This window comes from Roseibium sp. SCP14, from assembly GCF_040329475.1.
Lineage (GTDB): Bacteria > Pseudomonadota > Alphaproteobacteria > Rhizobiales > Stappiaceae > Roseibium.
In genome coordinates this window covers 218,677-242,365 of record NZ_JBDZYH010000006.1, presented here as the reverse complement: position 1 = coordinate 242,365, position 23,689 = coordinate 218,677, and the positions used below count along the sequence as shown (strand labels likewise).

The following is a 23,689-nucleotide window of genomic DNA, read 5'->3' as shown; positions in this document are numbered from 1 at the left end:
GATCTTCGTCAGGGTATCTGTATTTGAAGAGGGAACAATCCAAGGCAGCCGGAAGGGCGAAAGCAGGTGGGCTAATGAACCTTCGGATGTGGACTGCAGCAGTCGCCGTGGTTTTGGTTTCGGTGTCCTTCGCCTTGCGCGCGCAAGCCGAACCCAGGCAGATTCGGATCGTCACCCAGGGATTTGCCCCGCTTCAATGGGACAATGCCGGTAAGCCCGACGGGTATGTTGCCGAGTACATTCTTGAGGTGGTGGACCGGGTAAACAGGCGGATGCCTGTTTCCGTCAGTTCCTTTGAATTCCTACCCTGGAAACGCGCGATACTCCTGGCGGAAGCGAAACCCGATGTCTTGTTTTTCTCGCTTTCGCGCACCGAGGCCCGAGAGGAAAAGTTTCACTGGCTCGGTGAAGTCTCACCTTACGGACAATATCTATACCGGCTCAAGTCCAGCCCGGATGTCTCTATCGAGCGTTTGGAAGACCTGCTGGATCTGAATTTGAAGGTCGGTGTGCAGGACGGTGGGAACCTTCACTCCTACCTGAAACAGCTTCAGTTCGATGACACCCGCCACCTGATGCCGCTTACCGACTACAGGCAGGGCATCGAAATGCTCTATCTCGGGCGCATAGATCTCTTGCCGCTCACAGGGTTTCTTGCAGAAGCTTCGGCCTGCATGCAGGGTTATGACGGCTCACAGCTTGAGCCTGTGGTTTTCGTTGAGGCCTTGGCGAAGCCTCTGTGGGCAGTGTTCAGCAAGGGGAGCGACCCTGAGCTTGTTGATGCCTTCAAGGCAGAAATGGCACAGCTGAAGGAAGAAAGGTTTCTCGAGCAGCGAACAAGAATGCACACGGCTAGTTGGCAAAAGCGGGCATGCGGCGGTTGAGCTTCATGTTTCTGGAGAGCCTGCGCACATTTCTTTCCGGGGACGTTCCGGGCTTGAATTCCGTAGACGGAATGCAGACGTTCTCTTTCAGTTTGCAACAACGGTAAAAAGATATGACTGATCAAATTCCTACTTCATTGGATGTTCTGGACTTCTGGTGGCAGGCGGGTCCATCCAAGTGGTTTGCCAATGACGACAAGTTCGACGGACGATGCAGGGACCGTTTCCTGGCGGCAATTGATGCGGCCAAGGCAGGGGATCTCGATTCCTGGATGGAGACGGCAGACGGGACCCTGGCACTTCTGCTGCTGCTCGACCAGATGACGCGAAATGTCTACCGGGGGACGCCGGATGCGTTTTCTGCCGACGAGAAAGCCGTTGCCGTTGCCGAATTCGCTCTGGAGAAAGGGTATGACAAAGCCTTCCCAAAGGATGTCAGAGGCTTTTTCTTTCTGCCGTTCGAGCATTCGGAAAACATGGAGCATCAGGAGAAGGCCGTCGATTTATGCCGGGTTCTTGGAGACAAGGAACTTTATCACTATGCGCTCATCCATATGGACGTGATACGTCGTTTCGGTCGCTTTCCGCACCGGAACAAGATCCTTGGTCGTGACTCCGCGCCAGAAGAGATTGCCTACATGAAAGCAAGCGGTTTTTCGGCATAATTCTGTCGGTTCGCTCCACGCTTCCAGCTGCCTGTCGCACGCGGGCGAAGTGGCTGGTGATGTTTTTTGAGCGTATTCTTAGCCTTCTTTGTTGGTGCCCAATTTTTGATCATGCTAATTTTGCTTGGTTAAAAGTTGGGCATTTTTTGTGCCTGAATATCCACCAGGGGCAACGAAGCTTCGGGTGCTGAATCAGTATTTCTTACCTATTTTTTCGCAGATTTCTGCGGTTTTTTCTCCTGAAATCCAGAACTGGCACGGTCTTTGATTAGTAAGTGCCGACGCCGGCCCGGATCCTCAAGCATGGGGACGCCAAAGACCTGAACAGATCCTTCCAGAGGGACATCAAACAGGCGCGTTTCCGGGGCGGCCGGCCGAGCTTCTTCAACGGGAAGAGGCGCTAACGAGGGGAATGGAACGAGCAATGAAAATAGTGATGGCCATCATCAAGCCGTTCAAGCTCGACGAAGTGCGTGATGCCCTGACCAGCATCGGCATCCAGGGGCTCACGGTGACCGAAGTCAAAGGTTACGGCCGCCAGAAGGGTCACACCGAGATTTACCGCGGGACGGAATACGCGGTCAGCTTTCTCCCGAAATTGAAAATCGAAGTCGCGGTCGACGCAGGTGCTGTCGACAAGGTGGTCGAAGTGATCACTGGCGCCGCAAAAACCGGTCAGATCGGTGACGGCAAGATCTTCGTTCATTCGATTGATCAGGTGGTCCGCATTCGAACCGGCGAAACCGACGCCGAAGCTCTGTGATTTAGGTAAGGAAACGTATCATGAAAAATCTTGTCGCTAAGGGCGCGACGACGCTGGCCCTGCTGAGCCTCTCAGCACTGCCGGTTGTTGCTCAGGATACCGCAGCTGCACCCGAAGTGCCGGCCGTGTCGCCGGAAGTCGCCTACATCTTCAATACGCTGCTGTTTCTGATCGGTGGTTTCCTGGTCATGTTCATGGCAGCGGGTTTTGCCATGCTCGAGGCCGGTCTGGTGCGTTCAAAGAACGTATCCATGCAGTGCCTGAAGAACATCGCTCTTTATTCCGTTGCCGGTCTGATGTTCTGGATTACCGGCTACAACCTCATGTACACCGGCGTTGACGGTGGTTTCATCGGCTCCTTTGGGCCATATGCTTTCGATCCGGTCGGCGGCAACGCTCTGGATACCGGTTATTCCACGGCTTCCGACTGGTTCTTCCAGATGGTGTTTGTCGCGGCAACCGCTTCCATCGTCTCCGGTACCGTCGCCGAGCGCATCAAGTTGTGGCCGTTCCTGATCTTCTCTGCCATTTTGACCGGTGTTCTCTATCCGATCTCGGGTTCCTGGCAGTGGGGTGCCGGTTGGCTTTCCGAAATGGGTTTCTCCGATTTCGCCGGATCCACCATCGTTCACTCCGTTGGCGGTTGGGCAGCTCTCGCAGGTGCGATCATCCTGGGTGCGCGAAAAGGCAAATACGGTCCGGACGGCAGCGTTCATCCGTTTCCCGGATCTTCCATGCCGCTTGCAACCCTCGGCACGTTCATCCTGTGGCTCGGCTGGTTCGGCTTCAACGGCGCTTCCCAACTTGCCATGGGATCCATCGGTGACGTGACCGACGTCTCGCGCATCTTCGCCAACACCAATATGGCCGCCGCCGCCGGTGTCGTGGTCGCTGTCGGTCTCACCCAGGCACTTTACAAGAAGGTCGATGTGACCATGGCCCTGAATGGTGCACTTGCCGGTCTGGTTTCCATCACCGCAGAACCCCTTGCCCCGAGCGTCTGGCAGGCTGTCTTGATCGGCGGTGTTGGTGGCGCCATCGTGGTTTTCGCGGTTCCGATGCTCGACAAACTGAAAATCGATGACGTTGTCGGCGCGATCCCGGTTCACCTGATCGCCGGTATCTGGGGCACTCTGATTGTTCCGCTTTCCAACGATGCGGCTTCCTATGGCACTCAGATCGTTGGTATCGCGGCCTATGGCGTCTTCACCTTCGTTGCCAGTGGTGTCGTCTGGTACGTCCTGAAGCTCACCATCGGCATCCGGGTCTCCGATGAGGAAGAGGCACTTGGTCTCGACAAGGTTGAGATCGGTGTCGAAGCCTATCCGGAATTCGGCACAGGCTCTCAGCGCCTCTGAGCTTGAGGTGCTGAACTTGAAAATCTCCCTGGCGGTCTATTGGCTCAGACCGCAAACTTGGAAGGCCCGGGATTTCCCGGGCCCTTTTTTCTGCAAGCCGACCTTTTCAGTTCGTTTGTTTCAAGGAATTGGCGACACTTGTCACCGTGTCCGATGCCATCTGAGCCAGCTCGATGTTTCTGGCCGACCCCTTGATTGCACTTTCAGTGTCGAGGCGGATTTTTTGCAAATTGGCAGAGACTTCCTCGAGGGCTGTCGTGCGTTCGGACATCTGATGGGATGTCTCTTCGTTCCGCTCTGTCAATTCGTTCAGATATTGCTCGACGGAGGAAATCTGCTCCAGGCTGCTGCTGCTCTGGCTATCGGACAATTGCAGCTTTTCCGCCGCGTTGCCGACCAACTGTCGTGTCTCCGCAAGCGCCCCGGTCATCTCGGAGAGGATGTTGGAAATGGAAACCACCGCGTTTTCAGTCGACCCTGCCAATGATTTGACCTCCCCGGCAACAACGGCAAAACCCTTTCCGGCATCACCGGCGCGCGCCGCCTCTATTGTTGCGTTCAAGGCAAGAAGATTGGTCTTGGAAGAAATCGAAGAGATTTCCTGGGCGAGATTTTCAATGTCTTCGAATTTGCTTGAAAGATCCACGGTGGCCGAATTCAGTTGTCCGATCAGATCCGCTGCTCCGAGGCATGTTTGCGCGATCGACTGAATGCCGGTACGTGCTTTGGTGATCTTGCCGCCTGCTTTTGCAAGGTCTTCGGTGCAGCCGAGTGCCTGCCGGCCTACAGAATGAAGATCGGATTGAATCCGCTCTGCGGCTGAAATCAGGTTGGCCAGGAATTCAGCGCGCTCCTTGCTGGCAGCGTTGACCGCCTTTGCATTTTGCCCGATTTGGGAAACGACGGAGAATGCTTCCTGCAGTTGGTCAATCCGTCTGCTTGATGCTGGTTCCGCTGATCCGGAGGGGAGGGGTGCGACAGACGAGCCGGAGGATGGACCGGCTTCTCCAGCTATCGCGCCGGACGGGGTTGTTTCCAACCGCTTGGCTTGGCGAAGCGTTAGCGAAGCACTGACCAGGGAAACGACAAAAGGGACCGCGGTTGAAAGCAGCGCTTGCCAGATGACGAGCTCAGCCTCGCCAAACAAGGCGTCGACCTGATTGATGAGTGTCAGAATCGTCCCGACGATTAACGCCGTGATGAGTGCCCGTTTGATCATGTGCGCCGACTCTTGCCTGTCTGCCTGTCCGAGGATCGAAGGACATGGTTAATACAGTGAAAACGTGACGCAGCGTTTCACGTGTTGTTGAGACCGATGCGATGCTGGAAAGTCCTGTTCGCATAAAAAGTGGTCAGGTGATGAAATTCTAAGCTGACTATTCGCGCCAATTTCCACCTCCTTTGTCTGACTTGTTTAAATTTTTGGCTGTTCTCTGCCCTTCCTGAAGCCTTTTGCCTGTTTGGCATGCATTTTGAACCCCTCGGTCCCCAATGAACAAAATCAAGTGGCAATCTGCCTAATTGGGGGTCAATCATGAATACATCTGCGGTGGGCGGAGACGTCTTTTTTGTCCTGGTCGGAGCCATTCTCGTATTCGCCATGCATGGTGGATTTGCCTTTCTCGAGGTTGGCACCGTTCGGCACAAGAACCAGGTCAATGCATTGGTCAAGATCCTGGTGGACTTTGCGCTCTCCACGGTCGCCTATTTCTTTGTCGGCTACGCCTTTGCCTATGGCACGACCTTTTTCGTAAGTGCGGCAACACTGTCCGGTGGCGGCGAAGGGTTCGAGCTTCAGGGGCTGACACTGGTCAAGTTCTTCTTTCTGACCACTTTCGCCGCAGCCATTCCGGCGATCATTTCCGGTGGCATTGCCGAACGGATGAAATTCTGGCCTCAGTGTCTGGCGACGGTAGCGCTTGTCGGTATCGTTTATCCGCTGTTCGAGGGTATCGTCTGGAACGGCAATTTCGGTTTCCAGGCCTGGCTTGAAGCGCAATTCGGTGCAGGGTTTCACGATTTCGCGGGATCGGTCGTGGTGCATGCCGTCGGCGGCTGGATTGCGTTTTCTGCGGTCCTTTTGCTTGGCGCCCGGATGGGGCGCTTTGACCGCAATGGCCGCCCCATCGGCATTCCGCCGTCTTCCCTGCCGTGGCTGGCAATGGGATCGTGGATGCTCTGTGTCGGTTGGTTCGGATTTAATGTGATGACTGCAGGCTCATTGGAGGGCGTGTCGGGTCTCGTTGCGATCAACTCGCTGATGGCGATGGTTGGCGGCATTCTGGCGGCGCTTGTGGTCGGCAAAAACGATCCGGGTTTTGTCCACAACGGCGCGCTTGCGGGGCTCGTGGCGGTATGTGCCGGATCCGATGTCATGCATCCGGTCGGCAGCCTGATTGTCGGCGGTGTTGCCGGTGCGATCTTCGTGACCGGGTTTGAATTCTGCCAGAGCAAGCTCAAGATCGATGACGTGCTTGGTGTCTGGCCACTGCATGGCATTTGCGGCGCTTGGGGCGGTATCGCCGCAGGCATTTTTGGTCTGGAAGCTCTTGGTGGACTTGGCGGCGTCGCGCTGATGAGCCAGATCATCGGCACCGTTGCCGGAACGGCTTATGCCGCAGCAGCGGGCTTCGTCGTCTACGGTGTTCTGAAATCGGTAATGGGACTGCGCCTGTCTCAAGAAGAAGAGCATATGGGTGCGGATCTTTCGATCCACAAAATCAGTTCCAATCCGGAATACGATCTCGGCCGGTAATGCCGGCTGACCGAGTTTTCTCTGAAGGCGCTTCCACAGGAAGCGCCTCTTTTTTTGCGGGATCAGGTGAGGGTTTTGTCGCTCATCAACATTTCCGCCAGATTGTCGTGGCTATCGACCACCTTGTGCGCACCGGCAGCCTTCAGCTGTTCGGTATGTCCGTCGTGACTGTGGCCGCCGCCAACAAAGCCCCACACGGTCATACCTGCCGCAAGCCCGGCCTTGACGCCGTTGGAGCTGTCCTCGATCACCAGCGTGTTGGCGGGTGCAACGCCCAGCTTTTCCGCTGCAAACAGAAAGAGATCGGGCGCGGGTTTGCCGTTTTCCACCTGCTCGCCGGAGTAAATGTGCGGTTCGAAATAGTCGAACAGGCCGGTGTGTTTCAGTTTGTGGATGAGCCTGTGAAGACGCGATGAGGAAGCAACTGCACGAGGACCGCTGTGGACTTCCAGGAGTTGTTTGATGCCGGAAATTTCCGACAATTCCCTGTTGATGCGCTCCATCGTGGCTTCATCGAGATCGGGGCCGAAAGTGTCAGGTAGCGGTCCTTTACCGAGCGCGCGGTGATCCCGGTCGAGCTCTGCCCAGAAGTCGACGCCGCTCAGGCCCTGAAACCGGTCCATATATTCGTCCAGTCCGTAATGCAGCCCGATCCGTGCCAGATGCTCGCGTTCCACGTCGACATAGATTTTTTCCGAATCGACCAGAACGCCGTCGCAATCGAACAGGATCGCTTGAAATGTCATATGCAGTTTGCCTTTCAGTGTGAGCCGTCAAACAGTCCTTTAATCACTTGTCTTTGAAACAAGATGACAAGCAATGCAGGAGGAAGAATTGCAAGGGTCGCAAGCATCAGCCCGGGCAGGCTTGCGCGCCCGAAAAACTGCATTCCCCGGACAACCGTGTAAGTGCTTTCTTCCGATGTCACGATGACTGGCCATAGATACTGGTTCCAGCCGGTGACGAAGGACACCAGGAAAAGCGCACCCGCGGTCGGCAGCGACAAGGGCAGAAGTATGTCCCTGAAGAATTTCCAAGGTCCTGCGCCGTCGAGGCGGCTGGATTCCAGAAGCGTGTCGGGAACCGTCAGCAGGAACTGGCGGAAGAACAGCGTGCCGAGTCCGGAGGCTACGAGAGGTAAGATAAGGCCGGCGCGCGTGTTGACCAGCCCAAGCCCGGCGACGACATCGAATGTTGGCAGAAACCGGGATTCCAGGGGCAGCATCAGGGTTAGCAGCAGAACCGCGAAGACAGCCGAGGCAAATTTCACACGGAAGTAAATCAGGGCATAAGCGGCAAGCAGGGACAACAGGACCTTCAGGCCGGCGAACCCTGCCCCCAGAACGAAGGAATTCCACAACATGGCAAGCGCCGTTATGTCACCGGAAAACCCGGAGCTGGCAGTCAGAAATGCGCCGTAGTTCTCCAGGGTGCTGTTGCCGAGATCGAGGCGTGGTTTCATCGGACTGCCCGGTCCATGAGTTGTTGCCGCAAACAGCGAATAGACCGGCAGTGTCATGAAAAGCGTACCGGCAATCAGAATAATGTGGTCAATCAGTTGCGCCTGCCAGCGCTGCCATGAAAGCATAATCAGAAATTCCCGGATCCAAACCGATGGGTCACCACTTAGAGCATTTCCCGCAGTCGTTGTAATGCCAGATTTTCTTGTATTCGCGCGTGTTGCGATTTTTTGCGCGTATTCATCAGCCGCAACGGTTACAGCACAACGATCCCGGAATGCTTGGCCTTGTGCTCCGGTTCGACATGAATGGTGATGCGGGCTCCCGGCACATCTTCTGAAATTGCCTCCTCGATCCGGTCGCAGATATCGTGAGCCGTCTCGACCGGCATTGTTCCGGGAACCACCAGGTGAAAGTCCACGAAGGTGGACTTGCCGGCAATACGTGTTCTGAGATCATGGGCCTCCAGCGCACCTTCGCCGTGTTCGGATATCAACAGGCGGATCTTGGCAAGAACATCGGCGGACGCGGCTTCATCCATTAAACCGCCCACCGATTCCTTGACCAGCTCCCAGCCTGACCACAGGACGAGCAGGCCGACAATGACCGCCAGGACAGGATCCAGGATCTTCCAACCTGTTGCCAGCACCAGAATGACCCCGGCCAGAACACCGAGCGAACTGAAGACGTCGGTCATCAGGTGTTTGCCGTCCGCCATCAGCGCGGGTGATCGCTCTTTCCTGCCGTAGCTCATCAGATACCGCGCCCAGGCACCGTTGATGAACGCGGCAGCCAGGTTCATTGAGATCCCTTCCAGGGAATATTCCGGACTGTCTCCCTGAATGAAGCCGATCCAGGCAGCGTGGAAAATGGAAATCGCCGCCAGGACAATCATGACCCCGACCAGAACGGCTGCAAAATACTCCGCCTTGTCATGACCGTAGGGGTGATTGCTATCGGCGGGCTTGGACGCGAACCAGACGGCTGCAAGAGCGGCAACCGACGAGGCGATGTTGACCGTGGTCTCCAGGGCGTCGGAATAAAGCGCCACCGAGCCGGTCAGAAGGTAAGCACCGATCTTCAGCCCCAGAACAAGGACTCCGACAACAATGCTGGCAAAGGCGATGCGGAGCCTCGATTTAAGGTTCATGCCTGTCCCCCGGGATCAACTGCCATGACGAAAGAACATGATGGCAGCGGCGCTGATCGACCGGCATGTTTCAGAATAATGGCAAGCGTTCTTCAGAGCGCACGCGCGGCGATACCGATCATGTGGCGCAAGGGGTAGCAGTTTTTGACGAGGTTACAAACAGTGGTGCGGCTTTATTCCCGCAGTTTTTCCCGCGGGTGAAGGTCAGTCAAAAAAATGCGCGGCGGCTTTAGGGCAGACCTAAAGGGCTGTCGACCAATCTTTTTAACTCGGTCTCGAGCCCCCTAGAAGCCGCCGCGCCAGTCCATGACGGCAGCGCCGATGATCCTGCCGGGCCCATCCTGATCTTCGATCTGGATGAAAATGGCACATCTGGCGTCGCCTTTGAGATCCAGCTGGGATTTGGTCATGCGGAAGGTTTCACTTCCACCGGACCACATTCCGATCGGCTGAAGATTGCGAACAACATTGACGTATTTGATCTTGCGGCCCGCATTCTCGCCGCGCCCGATATCGACGGTTGCTTCGTCATCGATGCGCAGGAAGTAGACGGTCGCCATCTTGGCGCCGATAGGTAACGCGCCGTCTACGGTTGCCTGGACCACCATGTCGGAAATTTCCAGGTCAACTTCGGCTGTGAACGGTTCCGAGCGCTCAAGTGCCGAGCGGACCTGACCTTCGCGGCTGCCGACCACATGTTCCTCACCGTTGATGACCATTTGCGGGGTGTAGACGGACCTGTCTCCGCGCCGTGCCGCATAGGCGCGCTGGCGCTGAGAATAGACCGGGCTGGCAAGAGTGTCCTTCCAACCCAGATAGTCCCAGTAATCGACGGGCATCAGAACCGTCAGGACGTTGTCGTCTTCCTCAACCAGCCGCTCCGCCAGCTCATCGGCAGGCGGGCAGGAGGAACAGCCCTGACTGGTAAACAGCTCCACGACTTTCTGCGGCTGCGATGCCGCCATGACGCCGTCCCACGACGTGACTGCAGCAAGTAATCCGGCGATGACAATCGCGCCCGTCCGGAAAGCCTGACCTGCTTTCCGGGAGTGAAGACCCACCATTTGGTTCAATTCCTTGTTTGCTCGACCATAAAATATGCAATCGGGCTTTCAATCGCGAGTCACGAGCCGGTGACTTTGGCCGCTATCCTGAGATTTCGCGGGAATGTGACTTCAAATGGAGGTCGCGTGACCAAATGTCCGGCGCATCAGGCGCCGTCCATTACCTTCTTCAGTTCGGGCAGGAAAGTGTCCCTGAAAGTGCTCGGGCTCAACGGGCCGATAAATTTGTAGCGGATCATGCCCTTTTCATCGACGACGAAGGTTTCCGGGACGCCGTACACGCCCCATTCGATCGCTGCGCGTCCGGCATCGTCCGCGCCGATCAGATCATAGGGATTGCCAAGGCTGCCAAGAAAACGGCGAGCGTTTTCCGGCTTGTCCTTGTAGTTGATGCCGATGAGTTGAATGTCGTCTATCGTCCCCAGCTCTTCCATTATCGGATGTTCCTGTCGGCAGGGGACGCACCAGGAAGCAAACACGTTCACGACCGAGATCTTGCCGAGGAAGTCTTCCCGGGAAAAGCCGGGTATTCCCGCACCGTCCCTGGTAAGGCCTTCAACCGGGCCGAGGGCAAGTTCTGGAGCAGGCTTGTTGATCAGCGCGGACGGAATTTTCTTGGGATCGCCCCCAAGCGTCAGCTGGAAAAGAAACAGAGCCGCCAGTCCTGTAAACACGACAAGCGGCAGCAGAACGAGAACCGGAAAGCCGCGTTTATGCGGCTTGCCGCCTTCAGCTTCAGAATGAGAGGCGCTCATCTTGACTATTTGCTCCTGCTATCGGGACGGGCACGGGAGAAACCCTGTTCTGCAAGTTCTCGGAGCGCGCGTTCCTGATTGGCCTTGTCGATCCTGACCCAGGCGATCAGAGCGAGTACCGTAAACAGGCACAGGCCGTAGGAAGCCATGATGAAACCTGCGTGTGGTCCAAAATCCATGAGCTTACTCCGCAGGCTGGGCCGTCGCAGCGGCGGTTCCGGGGTGAGAAACGCTTGCCGCACGCAGGCGCAGGGCGCGAACTCTGCGGCGCAGGATCTCGTTACGCATCGCCATCAGATGCAGTACGAAGAAAAGCAAGGTGAAGGCAAGCGCCATCATCAGCAGCGGCCACAGAATGTCCGGATGAATGGTCGGCCCGTCCATGCGCACGACACTGGCCGGCTGATGAAGCGTGTTCCACCAATCGACCGAGAACTTGATCACCGGCAGGTTGAGCGCTCCGACAAGGGTCAGTACCGCGGCAGCCTTGCCGGCCTTGATCGGGTCATCCATCGTCCGCCACAAGGTCATCAGACCCAGATACATGATCAGGAGCACCAGAACCGATGTCAACCGCGCGTCCCAGACCCAGTAGGTGCCCCACATGGGTTTGCCCCACAGGGACCCGGTCACGAGGGCCATGAATGTAAAGGCTGCGCCGATCGGTGCAGCCGCCTTGGCCGACACATCGGCAAGAGGATGTTTCCACACCAATGTACCGATGGATGAGATGGACATGATTGAGTAGCACATCATGCACAGCCAGGCGGCGGGAACATGAATGTACATGATCCGGACCGTGTTGCCTTGCTGATAGTCTTGCGGCGCCGTGAAGAAGGCCATGTAAAGCCCGGCCGCAAAAGCAATGATGCACAAGCCGATGAGCCAGGGCAGGACTACCTGCACCAGTCTCAGAAATCGCGTCGGATTTGCGTAATCCCAGAATGCCATGGGAGCCTTTTACTTCAGTCTTCTGCGGTCATCAATGCACCGAAGGGTCGCAGAATGCCTTGCGTTTGGTCAAACCCGGGAACGAATTCCCTTCTCCGTGACCGGTCTTGCGTACCTGCAGACACATGGAAATCCCGTTTTCGTTTTGAAATTGTGGGTATTTCCAGCCTTCGGAGAACTGTGATTGTCGCACAAACAAATCGTGATAAACAGGATTCCCGGCCATAACCTTGAAGGACTGAAGATGCCGGACCTTTCCACGATCATGCTTTTTGCCTCTGCGTCGCTTGTGCTGACCGCGACACCCGGACCCGACATGTTGCTGATCGCTTCGCGATCCGTCAGTCAGGGGCGCGGCGCAGGCTTCCTGACGTATTTTGGAATAGCGGCAGGAACCTATTGCCACGCACTGGCCGCCGCTTTCGGTTTGTCGCAATTGTTTGCGGCCGTTCCAGCTGCCTTCGAGTTCGTCCGTTGGGCAGGCTGTGCCTATCTGATCTACCTGGCCTTCAAGACCCTGCGTTCGCCAGGCGGCTCGGGTCACACACACGCTGCGCCGGCAGATCCGGGCGGACGTCGCATATTCACCGAAGGTTTGCTGACCAATCTTCTCAATCCGAAGATGGTTCTGTTCGTGCTTGCCCTGTTTCCGCAGTTTGTCAATCCGTCGAGCGGATCGATCGTGCTTCAGATGCTGATACTTGCAACCGTTATCAACGGCATGGGCCTTCTGGTGAACGGCACCGTAATACTCCTCGGCGGGCACATCCGTTCCCTTTTTGCAGGGAAAGGCCGCTTCTCCGGCTTGCCGAGATACCTGCTTGCGACGGTTTTCGTCGGCCTTGCCTGCCGGCTCGCACTTGGAAGCCGAAACTAAGCATCGACAGACGCAGGTTTGACGAGAAAGAATTCGGCGGAGGCAGAGCGCCTCCGCATCGCCAGGATGTGCTTCAGTCTGCCGCGAAGCGCAGTGCCGTTGCAGATGCAATCGGACCGATGACCGCCGCGATCAGCGACAGTGCGCACAGGATCAGGAACGGCGTCATGAACGGTACCGGATCGTGAATTGCCGCGTCGGCGGCACTTACTCCGAAAATCAGCACTGGAATTGCCAATGGTACGACCAGAACGGCCAGCAGCAATCCGCCCCGGCGCAGCGACACGGTGAGTGAAGCTCCGATCGCGCCGATCAGGGTGAGTGCCGGAGTTCCGACCAGCAGCGTGAGCGTGACAGCCCCCATGGCGATCGGGTCGAGGTTGAGGAAAATTGCCAGAAGCGGAGCGGCGACAACCAGCGGCAGACCGGTCGCGATCCAGTGTGCCAGGCATTTGATCAGGACCACCAGCTCAAGAGGACGGCCCGCCATCAGCATAAGATCCAGCGTGCCATCGTCCCTATCGGCCTGAAACAGGCGGTCAAGACCGAGCAACGTTGCCAGCAACGCGCCGATCCACAGGATTGCCGGCCCAATGCGGGCCAGGAGGTTGAGATCCGGCCCGACGCCGAAGGGAATGACTGTGACGACCGCGAGGAAAAACAGCACGCCGACAAGTGCACTGCCACCGACCCGAACGGAGAGGCGCAGATCGCGCTGGAAAAGAGCAACAGCCCAACCGGTCATATCATCGCCTCCTCGGGCGTTTGCGACACCGGGTCGTTCGCCTGCAGGTGAAGGACCTGGATCTTGTCGAGCGCGAGATCCGTATGCGTTGCCGTGACGATCAGACCACCGGATGCCAGATGTGCGTTCATCAGGCCAAGAAGTTGTGCTTCGGAGGCCTTGTCGAGAGCGGAGGTCGGTTCGTCCATCAGCCAGATCGGACGGGGTGTAACCAGCAGGCGCGACAGCGACAAGCGGCGTTTCTGACCGGCAGAAAGATAGGCGGCCGGCAAATGCGCGGTATGGCCGATGCCAAGTGTTTCGATCGCCTCAACCGGAGACAGGACACGCCCCGAAAAGGCTCCGGCGACGGACGGTGCGGCAAAACTCTGCCAGAAGCGGAGGTTTTCCAGAACGGACAGGGCGGGTTTCACGGCGTCCTGATGACCGAAATAATGCGTCTGTTCCTGTGGGAGCTTCTCCCCTTCTCCACCTTCCAGGTGAAACTCTCCGGCAGAAAGCGGAACGAGCCCCGCCAGGGTTCGCAGCAGCGAGGACTTGCCGATGCCGTTGGCGCCGGTCACGACCAGTGCCGTGGAGTGTTCCAGCGAAAAGGACAGATCCTGAAACACCCGGCGTCCGCCGCGGTCGATAGTCAGGTTTTTTGCAATCAGCTTCAGGGGAGTGCTCCGAAGGAAGTGGATGGTCACCTTGTCAGGGGTCGGACCCTAGTCAGCCGGACAGCTATCATGCAAGCGAATTCAGCTGCCTTAATATTTGTCAAATGGCGCCCACTTCGAATTTCCTTCGTCCTGGTATCGGGAACGCGGATGGTGCACCCGCGTTCCGAAATGTTTCTCAGTCGAAAACCGCAGCGATCTGATCGACGCTGACACCTTCCTTGATCTCACGTAGCCGGGCGTAGATGAGGGCAATCAAGATGCTGCCGATGCCGGCGCTGATCGTGGAGATGGCGGCGGACAGGATGATATCCAGAGCAACACTGCCGAAAATTGTCGAGATGATACCAACCAGGAAGCTGGCGGCGAGATTGATCACGATTGCGATGATGATGAGCAGGCAAATCGCACCAATGATCGGCCAACGATATTCCTTGGTAAGCGCAGCACTTCGACCTAGGCCGCTGAAACCGGCTCTTTCGATGACCACGGCCGGGACCATGACGGAGAACACGGCGTATATCCACAATCCCGGAACCACGAAAATGGCGAAGCCGATCATGAAGAGAATACCCGAGACAAGACCGAGGAGTACGATCGGTATCACGGCCGCGAACGCCGGACCCACATATCTTCCGAGCCGCACGTCTCGTCCCAGTTTTGCGTCATATGCCAACTGGACAAGGAGGGCGGTGGTCACCGCATAAACAACCAACTGGACAAGAATTGTGAGAAAGATCGCAACAAAGCTTATGGAACTGTCGAGATCAGGTGTTGCGGTTCCGACGATTGTCCCAAATCCCATCAATGCACCGGAAATCAGCAAGCCGATGAGAGTGGGGCCATATGCAATCAGGAAGACCTTGAGAAATTTTCCGAAGAAGATCGCGAAACTGTCGCTTACGAGTGCGCCAACACCCAGGGATGGCTTGATCTGGCCTGCGGTCGTGTCTGACATTCAGTTTCTCCGTATTGTTCAAATGACAAAGCAAAGATGCGTGGAGTGATGAAATTCGACGAGGCTGCAACGGTTGCGGCCCTGATACTCCTCGTGAAAACTTACCATAAAACGATGCGTGGGGCTTTCCTTCCATCTAACGGCTGAAATTTCAGTGCCCTTTCGGTCAATCGAAAACCGCCGCTATCTCTTCAATGCCGATGCCTTCCTTTATCTCGCGCAGACGCGCATAGATGAGCGCGGTCAGGATACTGAACAGGCCCGTGCCCACAGCGTAAAGGACCGATAGTCCAATGAGGGCCAGGATCGCACCGGGGATACCGCCCACTGCTGCAAGAAGTGCGACGAGGAGCCCGCCGACAAAGAAAATGATCACGGCAAAAATCATCGCCAGAAACAGACAGCCCACGATTGGCCAACGATAGTCTTTGGTAAGCGAGATGCTGCGGCCCAGTCCCCGAAAACCTGCGCCTTCAATCACGACCGCTGGCGCCGTCACGGAGAACAGGGAATAGATCCACGCCAGCAATGCGAACAGGACCGGCAAGGTCATCAAGGGTGAAATTCCGGCGACGCCTCCCGGATAGACAATCGCAAAGCCGGCAATGGCCAGGATTGCGACAATGACGATATTGAGAACGGCGATCGGCACCACGGTTCTGACAGCGTTCGTGAAGTAATGTCTGACCCGTATCCGCCGCCGAAGCTTGGCGTCATAGGCCAGCTGAACCAGCAGGGCGATGGTGATGGTGTAGGCCGCAATGCTGATCAGAACCGCCAGAAATGTCGCCAATCCGTTGTCGAGACCACTGGACTGATAGTCCACCGAGCCGACCTGGATCTGATATCCGGCCAACAGTCCTGTCACGATCTGACCGAGAAGAACCGGCACGAAACCGAGCAGAACCACGAGTACGATATGCCTGAAGATGATCGAAAAGCTTTCCCCGAGGAGCGTGCCGACGCCGAGAGAGACTTTGGAAGGACCTGCCGGTGTTTCGTTTTCCTGAATGTTCGGTGTTGCACCGGTTTTCTCAGCCGGATGACTGTCCAGATTTTGCAATTGCCCTAGCCCGTTTTGTGTCTTTTGCATTATTAAGTTGGCTACACCTTAGATTGCTTGAATGTCTGTCTGCAAGCAGTCGCTCAGGCTCCTTGCCGCAGCGGGTGACCCGCCCGAAGCTGATAGACTAATCAAATACAGTTGCGATCTGGTCGACGCCTATTCCTTCCTTGATCTCGCGCAGGCGGGCATAGACAAGAGCTGTTGTGATGCAGATCAGAGCAATCCCAACCGAATAGAATGCTGAAAGAAGGGTGATTGCTAGTATGAAGCCGATGATTCCGCCAGCCGATGCAAGAAGAGAGATGAGGAAACTGATCACCATTAGAATCAGCAAGGTGAGCAATATCACCAGACTAAGTGTTCCGGCAATTGGCCACCGGTAGCCCTTCGTAAGCGCTAAGCTGCGCCCTAATACCCGAAGTCCGGATCGTTCAATAACAATGGCTGGTGCTGCTGTGGAGAATGCTGCGTATGTCTATGTAAAGAACGCGATCATTACTGGATATACCAAAATCGTTGGCAGTCCGACTCTAGCGCCTAGAAAAGTAACGGCAAACGCGCCTGTGGTGAAGACAGCGCCAATGAAAACGTTGAGAATTGAAAATGGCACCAAGGTTTTAATTGCGGATGCGAGATATCTCTTTGGTTGGGCGCGCTGCTTATGTTTGGCGTCATACGCCAACTGAATCAGTAGCACACATGTTATTGCATACGCGGCTACATTGATGACGATTGCTAACACCAACGTAAAATCGTTGTCGATGCCGCTGGATTGGTATTCCGAAAGCCCCAACTGAATCTGGTAGCCGGCCAAGCCTGCACTAATTAGATGGCCCAGAAGTGTTGGAACAATACCCAACAGAATTGCGAGGAGAATGTGGTTGAAGATTATCGAAAAACATTCGCCGATGATCGAGCCGACACCGAGAGGAGGGAGCTTTGATTGTGTTTTGGGGGTCTTCTGTTCTCTGCTGTTCCGTTCCAAATAAAAATTTTTAACAGATTGATTATCCTGGTTTTGCAATTTGCCGGTGCCTGAATGAATTTTGAAGCAACTGGTTGTCGACTCTAGGTTGCCAGTATCGGCACCTCAAGCGCTGCATGCTTAGGTGCCGGTGTTAGCATCGCCATTCGCGTTGGCATAGTGCTTGTTTTCGCGTCTGTCGCCGAACAGCTGGCGCTGCTCGAGATGTTCCCGCTGGGCGTTATAAAAGGCTTGCAGGAAACGCAGCCTGTCTGCCGACGGCACCGGGTCGGCATAGCCGATCTTCTTGCGGATCTTGTCGACGATGGCCTCGATGGTCGTGTTTCTTTTCTTGGCTGCATCTGACGAAATCGGTGTGCTCTGGGCACGCAGCAACGTTTCGAGAGTTTGCAGTTCATAAGCACCGTAATGGTCCAGCTGATGCGAAAGAAAGACAAACTGCTTGAGGTTTGTGGACAGGATCCGTGTTTCCCCCGCCAGATCCTTGAGAAGTACGGGCACAGGAAGGTGGATCACGTGCGTTCCGGCCATCATGTCGCCAAGCCGGCGTCGGTAGCGGTCGAATGCCGGTATGATCAGGCAGATCGAGACCCAGCAAAGAGAGGCGAGCGACGCCAGCGGCGAGGCCGTGTCCAGCGTCAGGAGAAGGGTTGCCGGCAGGAAGACTTCCGCTTCTTTCATGAGGTTGCGCAGAACAAGTGCGTGCGCGGTCAGCGAACCGCCGTCATGGGACACCACCTTGATCTTCATGAGGCGTTTGCCGAGGGTCTGGCCGTTCCAGCCAATTTCGCTCAGGACATAGTAGGGAATGCGGATCAGAAAAAAGACCATGGCTCCGATCGCGATCATCGTCTGAGGCTCGGTCAAATCAATGGCGAACAGCAGGATCATCAGGCATATAGCGCCAATCGTGGTCAGGAGCAGATCGGTGATCTGCGCTGCAAGGCGAATGCCGACCCCGGCTATCGGGAGGTTCAGGGCGACACCCTCGGGAGGCATAATCCGGTCTGGCGAGGGGCGCTGTTTTCTGTGCTTCTTCCAGCGTTGCAGGATCAATTGCGCCTCCTGCCGCCAAGGGTAAACCAGGCAAGCCAGATCGCCCCAATTCCCCAACCGATGACAATTCGCGAGGACAGATCCTGAACCAGCTGGCGGGCAAATCCTTCGAGTAGAGCTGCAACTACAAGCATGAGCGCTGCAACGAGGGCCAGTTTCACCGCGTCATGCCCGGCATGCCGCAAAGCCGCCACACGCGATCTGTCACCGGGAAAGAGGACTGCGGCACCCAGTTTCAAGCCACCGCCGCAGGCGATGCAGATTGCTGAAAGCTCGGTCACTCCGTGCACCGACAGCCAGCCGGCGAGATCCAGTCCCAGGCCGCGATCGGCATGAAGCGCAAAAAAGGCACCCAGAATGAGCCCGTTGTAGAAAGTCAGGACTATGGCCGGGGCGCAGGCGAAGACACCCAGTCCGAAAACGAAGATCGCGATCCGGGTGTTGTGGGAAAAGAGGTAGGTCGCGAAGGCGCCCAGCCCCGTCGTGCCGGTTTCGTGTCCATAGATGACCGACCTCAGGTCGCCTGTCGTGGCATCCGGTCCCCGGCCGTCAGCCAACTCGGCCGGCATGAAAACGAAATACCAGTCGGTGTTTTCGAAGTAGAGCAGATAGCCTGCAAGTGCCCCGAGCCCCAAGAACAGAAATCCCAGCAGTATATAGAGCCAGGATCGCCGCATGGCTTGTGGTGCGCCTTCGGTCATGAACCGCTGAAACAAGCCGCCCAATCGTTGTTGGGGAGCGTAGACGCAAAGATAGGCGCGCGCCGTCAGGGCCTCCAGGTAACCCAGGAGAGCCTTGTCCAGAGAGATTTCGCGCGCGATGGCGAGCGACGTCGTGGCCTGGCGGTAAAGGGAAGCGAGGTCTCGAGTTTCAGCGAAACTCATTCTTTGAAGGCCATTGCGCTCCGCCCGCAGAACCAGAGTTTCAAGCCGCTGCCAGTCCGCCTCCCGTTCCTTGCGGAACCTTGCCGAACGCATGAGCTCGCTGTTGTCTCCCGTCTGCCGGTCGGCTGCTGAGCGCACGCGACTGTCCGGAGAAGGTTGAATTGAGCTGGATGAACGAAGACCGTCGGAGGACATCTAGATTTGCTCCCGTGCCTTGATTTCCAGATAGGCGGAAATAAGCCGGGCGGTGATTGCATCGGGCTTGGCGTCAACAATTGTGACACCCTTTCGAGAAAGACGCTCAAGAACCAGGCGGCGCTCGTTGATGGACTGGTTTGCCGCAACAAGAGTGGCTGCGCCGTCCAGGTCGCCGGGAGCGCTTTCGACCAGTGCTTCAAGGTCCGGGTCCCTTATGGCAACGAAAATGAGAAGGTGACGCTTGGCAAGAATGCCGATGTTTTCGATCAGCAACTCCGCCGAAGTTGTGTCGATGAAGTCCGTGAAGATGATGATAAGGCTTCGCTTGGGCGTGCGGGCATTCAACTCTGTCAGGGCGAGCGTATGGTTCGTCTCGCGGCTGACATAAGATAGACCTGCCGTCCAGTTGCGCAAGCGAGCGAAAGCGGTGCGCCCGGGAGCCGGAGCGGCGAATGTGCGGGGGCGCACATCGTAGGAATAATAGCCCACCAGATCGCCCCCGATTGCCGCGGCCCAGGCCGTCGCAAGTGCAGCTGTGACCGCGTGGTCGATCTTTGGCAAGCCGCCGATTTCCTCGCGCATCAGATAGCCATTGTCGAGCGCGACGATGACATGGTGGTTCCGTTCCGCGCGCAGTTCCTTTGCAACAAGCGACCGGCGCCGGGCCGAGCGCTTCCAGTCGATGGACCTGATGTCCATGCCCGGCACAAAATCGCGCAACTGGTGAAATTCCGAGCCCTCTCCAATGGCGCGGTTTTCTTTCACGCCATAGAGAGTGGACAGGACGGTGGTGGTGATCTGCCCGGACTGGACGAGACGAATATTCGGAACAACGCGGACTTCCGCGCCGATGTCGAGGCGCGGGACGAATTCCAGCAGCTTCAGGCGCGAGGTCCAGAGCAGCCAGAGATGATCGAGGTGCCACAGGCCCCGGCGGACGGCCCGGCAGGCCACGTCCGCATGTGCGGAGTTGTTCAAGCCGGTCTGAAATGCGATTTCCCTGCCACTTTTCAGACCATCGGGCCAGTCGAGCCTTGCTGTAAGCATTTTTGGTGCCCGATCCAGGTGGAGTTTCAACGATACCGTCTCGCCGACAAAGATTTCCGGTGGTGCTTCAAATGCCAGTGCCTTTGGCCTTTTGAAGGAAACCGCAAAATCCAGCAGGGTCACGATTGCAAGCAGGATCCATGGCAGCAGCACGAGCTCGCGCCAGGCACTGTCGACCACAATCGCGATGACCGAAAGGCACAGAGCGGCAGAGCCGAGCGTCAGCAATCTTTTGGATGGCCGTATCAGCGTGGGGCCTCGATCTGGTTGAGAATGTTTTTCAGAACCTGTTCAGGGCTGCGGCCCTCGATCTCCGCCGCAGGTCCCAAAACGATCCGGTGACGCAGCGCAGGAACAAAGAGCCGTTTGACATCGTCGGGGATGGCAAAGTCGCGCCCGTTAAGCGCGGCTGTTGCCCGGGCGGCACTGGCGAGTGCGTCGGCTGCACGCGTCGAGGCGCCATATGCAATTTCCGAGCTTTCCCGTGTCGCCCGCACCAGACGCAGAATGTAGGCGAGGATGTCGTCCTTCAGGATGATACTGTCGACAAGGGACCGGGTCTCCGCCAGGGCCGCGGAATCCAGAACCTTGGCGAGCGTGTTGGTCTCCAGCCCTGCCTCGATGGGCTCGGCGGCATGCTGGCGAAGAATGGCCATCTCGATGTCTTCAGGCGGAAAATCAATCACCAGCTTGAACAGGAATCTGTCCAGCTGAGCCTCGGGCAGTGGGTAGGTTCCCTGCTGTTCGATCGGGTTCTGAGTGGCCACGACGATGAATTCGCTGCCGAGAGAATGATCGGTTCCGTCAATGCTGACCGTTCGCTCGTTCATCGCCTGAAGAAGGGCTGCCTGGGTTTTGGGTGGCGCGCGATTGATTTCGTCGGCCAGCAGAACCTGCGAAAAGACGGGCCCCTTGGTCAATACGAACGCATTGGTGCGGAAGTCGAAAATCGACGTGCCCAGAACGTCTCCCGGCATGAGGTCCGGTGTGAACTGGATGCGGCCGAAGTCCAGCGCCAGGGCGGCGGCGAAACTGCGGGCCAGCAAGGTCTTGGCTGTTCCCGGTGGTCCTTCGAGCAGAATATGCCCTCGGGCGAAAAGGGCGGTGAGCAGAAGGTCAACCGTGTCGTTCTGGCCGAGAACGGTTCGGCCAATCTCCGTCCTCAGGGCGTCCGTCCGTTCGCGAAGGGCCTCAAGCGTCATGAGTGATTTGCTCCAAAACCTGTTCCAGTTCATCGATATGGTGGATTGCCTCGTGAGCGGGCAAATGCGCAGGAAGCTTCCGAATTTCAGACAATACAGCCCGGAGGCGAGGTGCATATGCTGCATGCCGCCGGTCCACATATTTGAGGAAGTCGTCTTCGCTCGTGAAATGACGGGCATGGGCAGCACCAAAAATGCTCTCTGCCGTGGCCGCAATTCGCGCCGCTGCATACTCGGCCGTCAAGGCACCGTCCTGACCGGACAAACGCATGAGGCGCGCTCTTGCGCGAATCGCGAGCGACTTGCTGGCGCCGGGTGCAGCGGCCTCTTGTCTGATCGGGCCGTATCTCATGGCAGCTCGCCACAGAAACAGCAGGAACAGGGCAGCAGATCCGATCCAGAGCGTCAGAAACGGCTGCTCGAAAAAGCGCAACAGGTCGGCCCAGGTCCGCTCCCGTTCCGGTTCCCGTGCGGGGTCTCGCAGCCAGGACGCCCGGCTGTAATCGATCACGATGTTGCGGTCGCCCGCTTTCGCACCGAGTAGATCCACGGCGATCTTCGCGTTGTCGCCGAGGCGGAGGCCGTGATTGTTCAGGAGGTCGGGATCCGACAAAACGAGAACCCGGTTGTTGCCCTCTGCCGCAGTTTCGCCAAGCAGGCAATCGCCCAGCAGTATCGCTTCTTCAGTGCCGATGATCGGTCTGCAGCCTCGCGCCTTGAACAGCTGCGCGGCATAGACTTGTGCCAGGAGCCTGTCCCCGCTTGTCGAACGATAGCCGATATCCGTGAATGGTATTTCGGGGAAGATCAGTTCCGGCCTGTTATCGTCTATCAGCTTGCCGAGTGTCTCGGTCAGCCTATTCGGCTCGACTCTCAGGACGGGATGCGCGCGGCCGGTCAGGCGCATTCCGGTTCGCCATTTCGGGAGGATGACGAGCGTTTGTACCTTTTGGGCCTTCTCCGAAATGGGATCGAGTTCCAGGTCGTACTCGTCCTGCTGCTGCAGAAGCTCTTCCTTTGACGAAGGCGCAACGCGATCCACATCAAGTCCGGTGTCGTAAACCGGCACGATCATAAGACCGACCGCATTCTGGTCCATGGGCCAGCCGCCGGTAAAGTTCTGGGCACTCAGTCCGTTGGATGCCAGCCAGACCTGCAAGCCGTCATGACCGGCGGGCGAGCTGCGCAAGGCTTGCTGCCGTTGCGAGAGCAGGTATGCGCCGGCGGCAAGAACAACAATGCAGATCACGGCAATGACCACGGTCTCGAGGCGTGGTGCATTCAGCGTGGGATGGCTTGTCGTGCGGCTCATGAAACACCCGGTCCGACGATCTGCCGGCCATGTGCAAGATGGTTCCGGAATTCGTCTTCCGTGATATCACGCCCGCCGAACTGCACCCGCTCACTTGCAAGAACCAAGGAGCGAAGAGCATCGAGCTTTCGCTGGTCCTGCGGGAGGTGCTGAAGCGCCTCGCGGGCGGTCCAGCTGCGCTGCATCAATATTCCATTGGCGGTGATGGCCGTTGCCAGAACCTTTTGCGTCAGCAGGACAAGAGCGCGTCGCCGGTCTGAGGTTCGCAGTATTTCGTCAAACGTACTGAGTTTTTCCGCCCAGGGCGGGGCAGCGGGCTGCCTTGCGGCACGGTTGCTGCCGGGATTGACAGCATCGCGTTTCAGCGAAACGGCAATGCCTCCGCCGAATCGCAAGAACAGGTAGATGATCAAGGCGAGTATCGCGCCGGCGATCAGTCCTGTGGTCAGGCGGGCGTTCAGGTCCTGGCCCTGGCCAGATCCGCCGGACGGAGCCGGCTCGGGTCTTTGTTTCGTATCCAGATCCGGAGGCGGTGAGGATGGGTCGAAATAGACAACGTCCGTCTCTATTCCGCGCCAGGGCAGTGAACGAAGATATTCTTCGCCCGATTCACCGACCTCGAATGGTTCCTGCACCGGTTCCTGTGCGTGCGATGAGGAGAGCGACGCCAGGAAACCTATGAAAACGAACATCAAAAAAATCCGGTGCATGATCGTTTTAATAGCGGGAAGCTTCAGTGTGCGCAATAATGAGCTGCACTCGCCGGGTGGCCGGATCAGTAGTTGCAATTTTGGGCGTTTCCCGGTGCCTGGAAATATGAAACGCATGCGGTTCCATGCCGCCTTTCCGGTCGAATCCAGAAACCTTCAAACGGAGGGCTTTTCATATTGTATAC

At 57.0% G+C, this 23,689-nt stretch carries 26 protein-coding genes; 6 read left to right on the top strand and 20 right to left on the bottom strand.

Annotation, left to right across the window (positions count from 1 at the left end):
• Positions 1-74: 74 nt before the first annotated feature.
• The 4 genes from ABLQ08_RS24065 to ABLQ08_RS24050 all read left to right on the top strand — a co-directional run bounded on the left by ABLQ08_RS24065 (position 75) and on the right by ABLQ08_RS24050 (position 3,670).
• Entirely contained in the window at positions 75-884 is an 810-nt protein-coding gene (locus ABLQ08_RS24065) for a substrate-binding periplasmic protein (protein ID WP_352947477.1), read from the top strand.
• A 113-nt stretch (positions 885-997) separates the two neighbouring features.
• The gene (locus ABLQ08_RS24060) at positions 998-1,549 is read left to right on the top strand and encodes a DUF924 family protein (RefSeq protein WP_352947474.1); all 552 of its coding nucleotides are present in this window, start codon (positions 998-1,000) and stop codon (positions 1,547-1,549) included.
• A gap of 424 nt (positions 1,550-1,973) precedes the next feature.
• Complete coding sequence (locus tag ABLQ08_RS24055) at positions 1,974-2,312, top strand: P-II family nitrogen regulator (protein ID WP_352947471.1); 339 nt, start codon at positions 1,974-1,976, stop codon at positions 2,310-2,312.
• A 20-nt stretch (positions 2,313-2,332) separates the two neighbouring features.
• A complete protein-coding gene (locus ABLQ08_RS24050) occupies positions 2,333-3,670 on the top strand; it encodes an ammonium transporter (RefSeq protein ID WP_352947468.1) in 1,338 nt (445 codons plus the stop codon).
• A gap of 106 nt (positions 3,671-3,776) precedes the next feature.
• Here ABLQ08_RS24050 and ABLQ08_RS24045 read toward each other — a convergent pair whose 3' ends face one another.
• Positions 3,777-4,889, bottom strand: a complete 1,113-nt coding sequence (locus ABLQ08_RS24045) for a methyl-accepting chemotaxis protein (protein ID WP_352947466.1) — start codon at positions 4,887-4,889, stop codon at positions 3,777-3,779.
• A 315-nt stretch (positions 4,890-5,204) separates the two neighbouring features.
• On the opposite strand from ABLQ08_RS24045, the gene ABLQ08_RS24040 reads away from it, so the two are divergent.
• A complete protein-coding gene (locus tag ABLQ08_RS24040; protein WP_352947464.1) occupies positions 5,205-6,425 on the top strand; it encodes an ammonium transporter in 1,221 nt (406 codons plus the stop codon).
• 62 nt (positions 6,426-6,487) lie between these two features.
• Here the strand turns inward: ABLQ08_RS24040 and ABLQ08_RS24035 are convergent, their stop codons facing one another.
• From ABLQ08_RS24035 to ABLQ08_RS24005, 7 genes are all read right to left on the bottom strand, one after another.
• Entirely contained in the window at positions 6,488-7,171 is a 684-nt protein-coding gene (locus ABLQ08_RS24035) for an HAD family hydrolase (protein WP_352947462.1), read from the bottom strand.
• 14 nt (positions 7,172-7,185) lie between these two features.
• A complete protein-coding gene (locus ABLQ08_RS24030) occupies positions 7,186-8,013 on the bottom strand; it encodes an ABC transporter permease subunit (RefSeq protein WP_352947460.1) in 828 nt (275 codons plus the stop codon).
• 128 nt (positions 8,014-8,141) lie between these two features.
• Complete coding sequence (locus tag ABLQ08_RS24025) at positions 8,142-9,035, bottom strand: cation diffusion facilitator family transporter (RefSeq protein ID WP_352947457.1); 894 nt, start codon at positions 9,033-9,035, stop codon at positions 8,142-8,144.
• Positions 9,036-9,319: 284 nt separating this feature from the next.
• Positions 9,320-10,099, bottom strand: a complete 780-nt coding sequence (locus tag ABLQ08_RS24020; RefSeq protein ID WP_352947455.1) for a DUF1223 domain-containing protein — start codon at positions 10,097-10,099, stop codon at positions 9,320-9,322.
• A 146-nt stretch (positions 10,100-10,245) separates the two neighbouring features.
• Positions 10,246-10,854, bottom strand: coding sequence for a DsbE family thiol:disulfide interchange protein (locus ABLQ08_RS24015; protein ID WP_352947452.1), 609 nt, complete (start codon positions 10,852-10,854; stop codon positions 10,246-10,248).
• 5 nt (positions 10,855-10,859) lie between these two features.
• Entirely contained in the window at positions 10,860-11,033 is a 174-nt protein-coding gene (ccmD, locus tag ABLQ08_RS24010) for a heme exporter protein CcmD (protein ID WP_352947450.1), read from the bottom strand.
• A gap of 4 nt (positions 11,034-11,037) precedes the next feature.
• Positions 11,038-11,805 carry a heme ABC transporter permease gene (locus ABLQ08_RS24005; RefSeq protein ID WP_352947448.1) on the bottom strand — a complete coding sequence of 256 codons (768 nt, stop codon included), beginning with the start codon at positions 11,803-11,805 and terminating at the stop codon, positions 11,038-11,040.
• A 244-nt stretch (positions 11,806-12,049) separates the two neighbouring features.
• Here ABLQ08_RS24005 and ABLQ08_RS24000 point away from each other — a divergent pair, with 244 nt between their 5' ends.
• The gene (locus ABLQ08_RS24000) at positions 12,050-12,682 is read left to right on the top strand and encodes a LysE family translocator (RefSeq protein WP_352947675.1); all 633 of its coding nucleotides are present in this window, start codon (positions 12,050-12,052) and stop codon (positions 12,680-12,682) included.
• Positions 12,683-12,755: 73 nt separating this feature from the next.
• Here the strand turns inward: ABLQ08_RS24000 and ccmB are convergent, their stop codons facing one another.
• From ccmB to ABLQ08_RS23940, 12 genes are all read right to left on the bottom strand, one after another.
• A complete protein-coding gene (gene ccmB, locus ABLQ08_RS23995) occupies positions 12,756-13,427 on the bottom strand; it encodes a heme exporter protein CcmB (protein ID WP_352947445.1) in 672 nt (223 codons plus the stop codon).
• A complete protein-coding gene (ccmA, locus tag ABLQ08_RS23990; RefSeq protein WP_417714944.1) occupies positions 13,424-14,086 on the bottom strand; it encodes a heme ABC exporter ATP-binding protein CcmA in 663 nt (220 codons plus the stop codon). Before ccmA ends, ccmB begins: the two co-directional genes overlap by 4 nt.
• Before the next feature lie 178 nt (positions 14,087-14,264).
• The gene (locus ABLQ08_RS23985) at positions 14,265-15,044 is read right to left on the bottom strand and encodes a hypothetical protein (protein ID WP_352947442.1); all 780 of its coding nucleotides are present in this window, start codon (positions 15,042-15,044) and stop codon (positions 14,265-14,267) included.
• A 166-nt stretch (positions 15,045-15,210) separates the two neighbouring features.
• A complete protein-coding gene (locus ABLQ08_RS23980) occupies positions 15,211-16,137 on the bottom strand; it encodes a hypothetical protein (protein WP_352947439.1) in 927 nt (308 codons plus the stop codon).
• Positions 16,138-16,234: 97 nt separating this feature from the next.
• Positions 16,235-16,432: a hypothetical protein gene (locus tag ABLQ08_RS23975; RefSeq protein WP_352947437.1), complete on the bottom strand. Its 198-nt coding sequence runs from the start codon at positions 16,430-16,432 to the stop codon at positions 16,235-16,237.
• 153 nt (positions 16,433-16,585) lie between these two features.
• Positions 16,586-17,134: a hypothetical protein gene (locus ABLQ08_RS23970; protein ID WP_352947434.1), complete on the bottom strand. Its 549-nt coding sequence runs from the start codon at positions 17,132-17,134 to the stop codon at positions 16,586-16,588.
• Between the two features lie 81 nt (positions 17,135-17,215).
• Positions 17,216-18,151: an RDD family protein gene (locus ABLQ08_RS23965; RefSeq protein WP_352947432.1), complete on the bottom strand. Its 936-nt coding sequence runs from the start codon at positions 18,149-18,151 to the stop codon at positions 17,216-17,218.
• A complete protein-coding gene (locus ABLQ08_RS23960) occupies positions 18,148-19,230 on the bottom strand; it encodes a stage II sporulation protein M (protein ID WP_352947429.1) in 1,083 nt (360 codons plus the stop codon). The genes ABLQ08_RS23965 and ABLQ08_RS23960 overlap by 4 nt, the downstream gene beginning before the upstream one ends.
• Entirely contained in the window at positions 19,231-20,508 is a 1,278-nt protein-coding gene (locus ABLQ08_RS23955) for a DUF58 domain-containing protein (protein ID WP_352947427.1), read from the bottom strand. It lies immediately after the preceding gene.
• A 17-nt stretch (positions 20,509-20,525) separates the two neighbouring features.
• The gene (locus tag ABLQ08_RS23950) at positions 20,526-21,482 is read right to left on the bottom strand and encodes an AAA family ATPase (RefSeq protein WP_352947425.1); all 957 of its coding nucleotides are present in this window, start codon (positions 21,480-21,482) and stop codon (positions 20,526-20,528) included.
• Positions 21,472-22,794 (bottom strand): hypothetical protein, encoded by a 1,323-nt coding sequence (locus tag ABLQ08_RS23945; protein WP_352947422.1) that lies wholly within the window; start codon positions 22,792-22,794, stop codon positions 21,472-21,474. Before ABLQ08_RS23945 ends, ABLQ08_RS23950 begins: the two co-directional genes overlap by 11 nt.
• On the bottom strand, positions 22,791-23,486 hold the full coding sequence (locus ABLQ08_RS23940; RefSeq protein WP_352947420.1) for a DUF4129 domain-containing protein: 696 nt from the start codon (positions 23,484-23,486) through the stop codon (positions 22,791-22,793). Before ABLQ08_RS23940 ends, ABLQ08_RS23945 begins: the two co-directional genes overlap by 4 nt.
• Positions 23,487-23,689 lie beyond the last annotated feature (203 nt).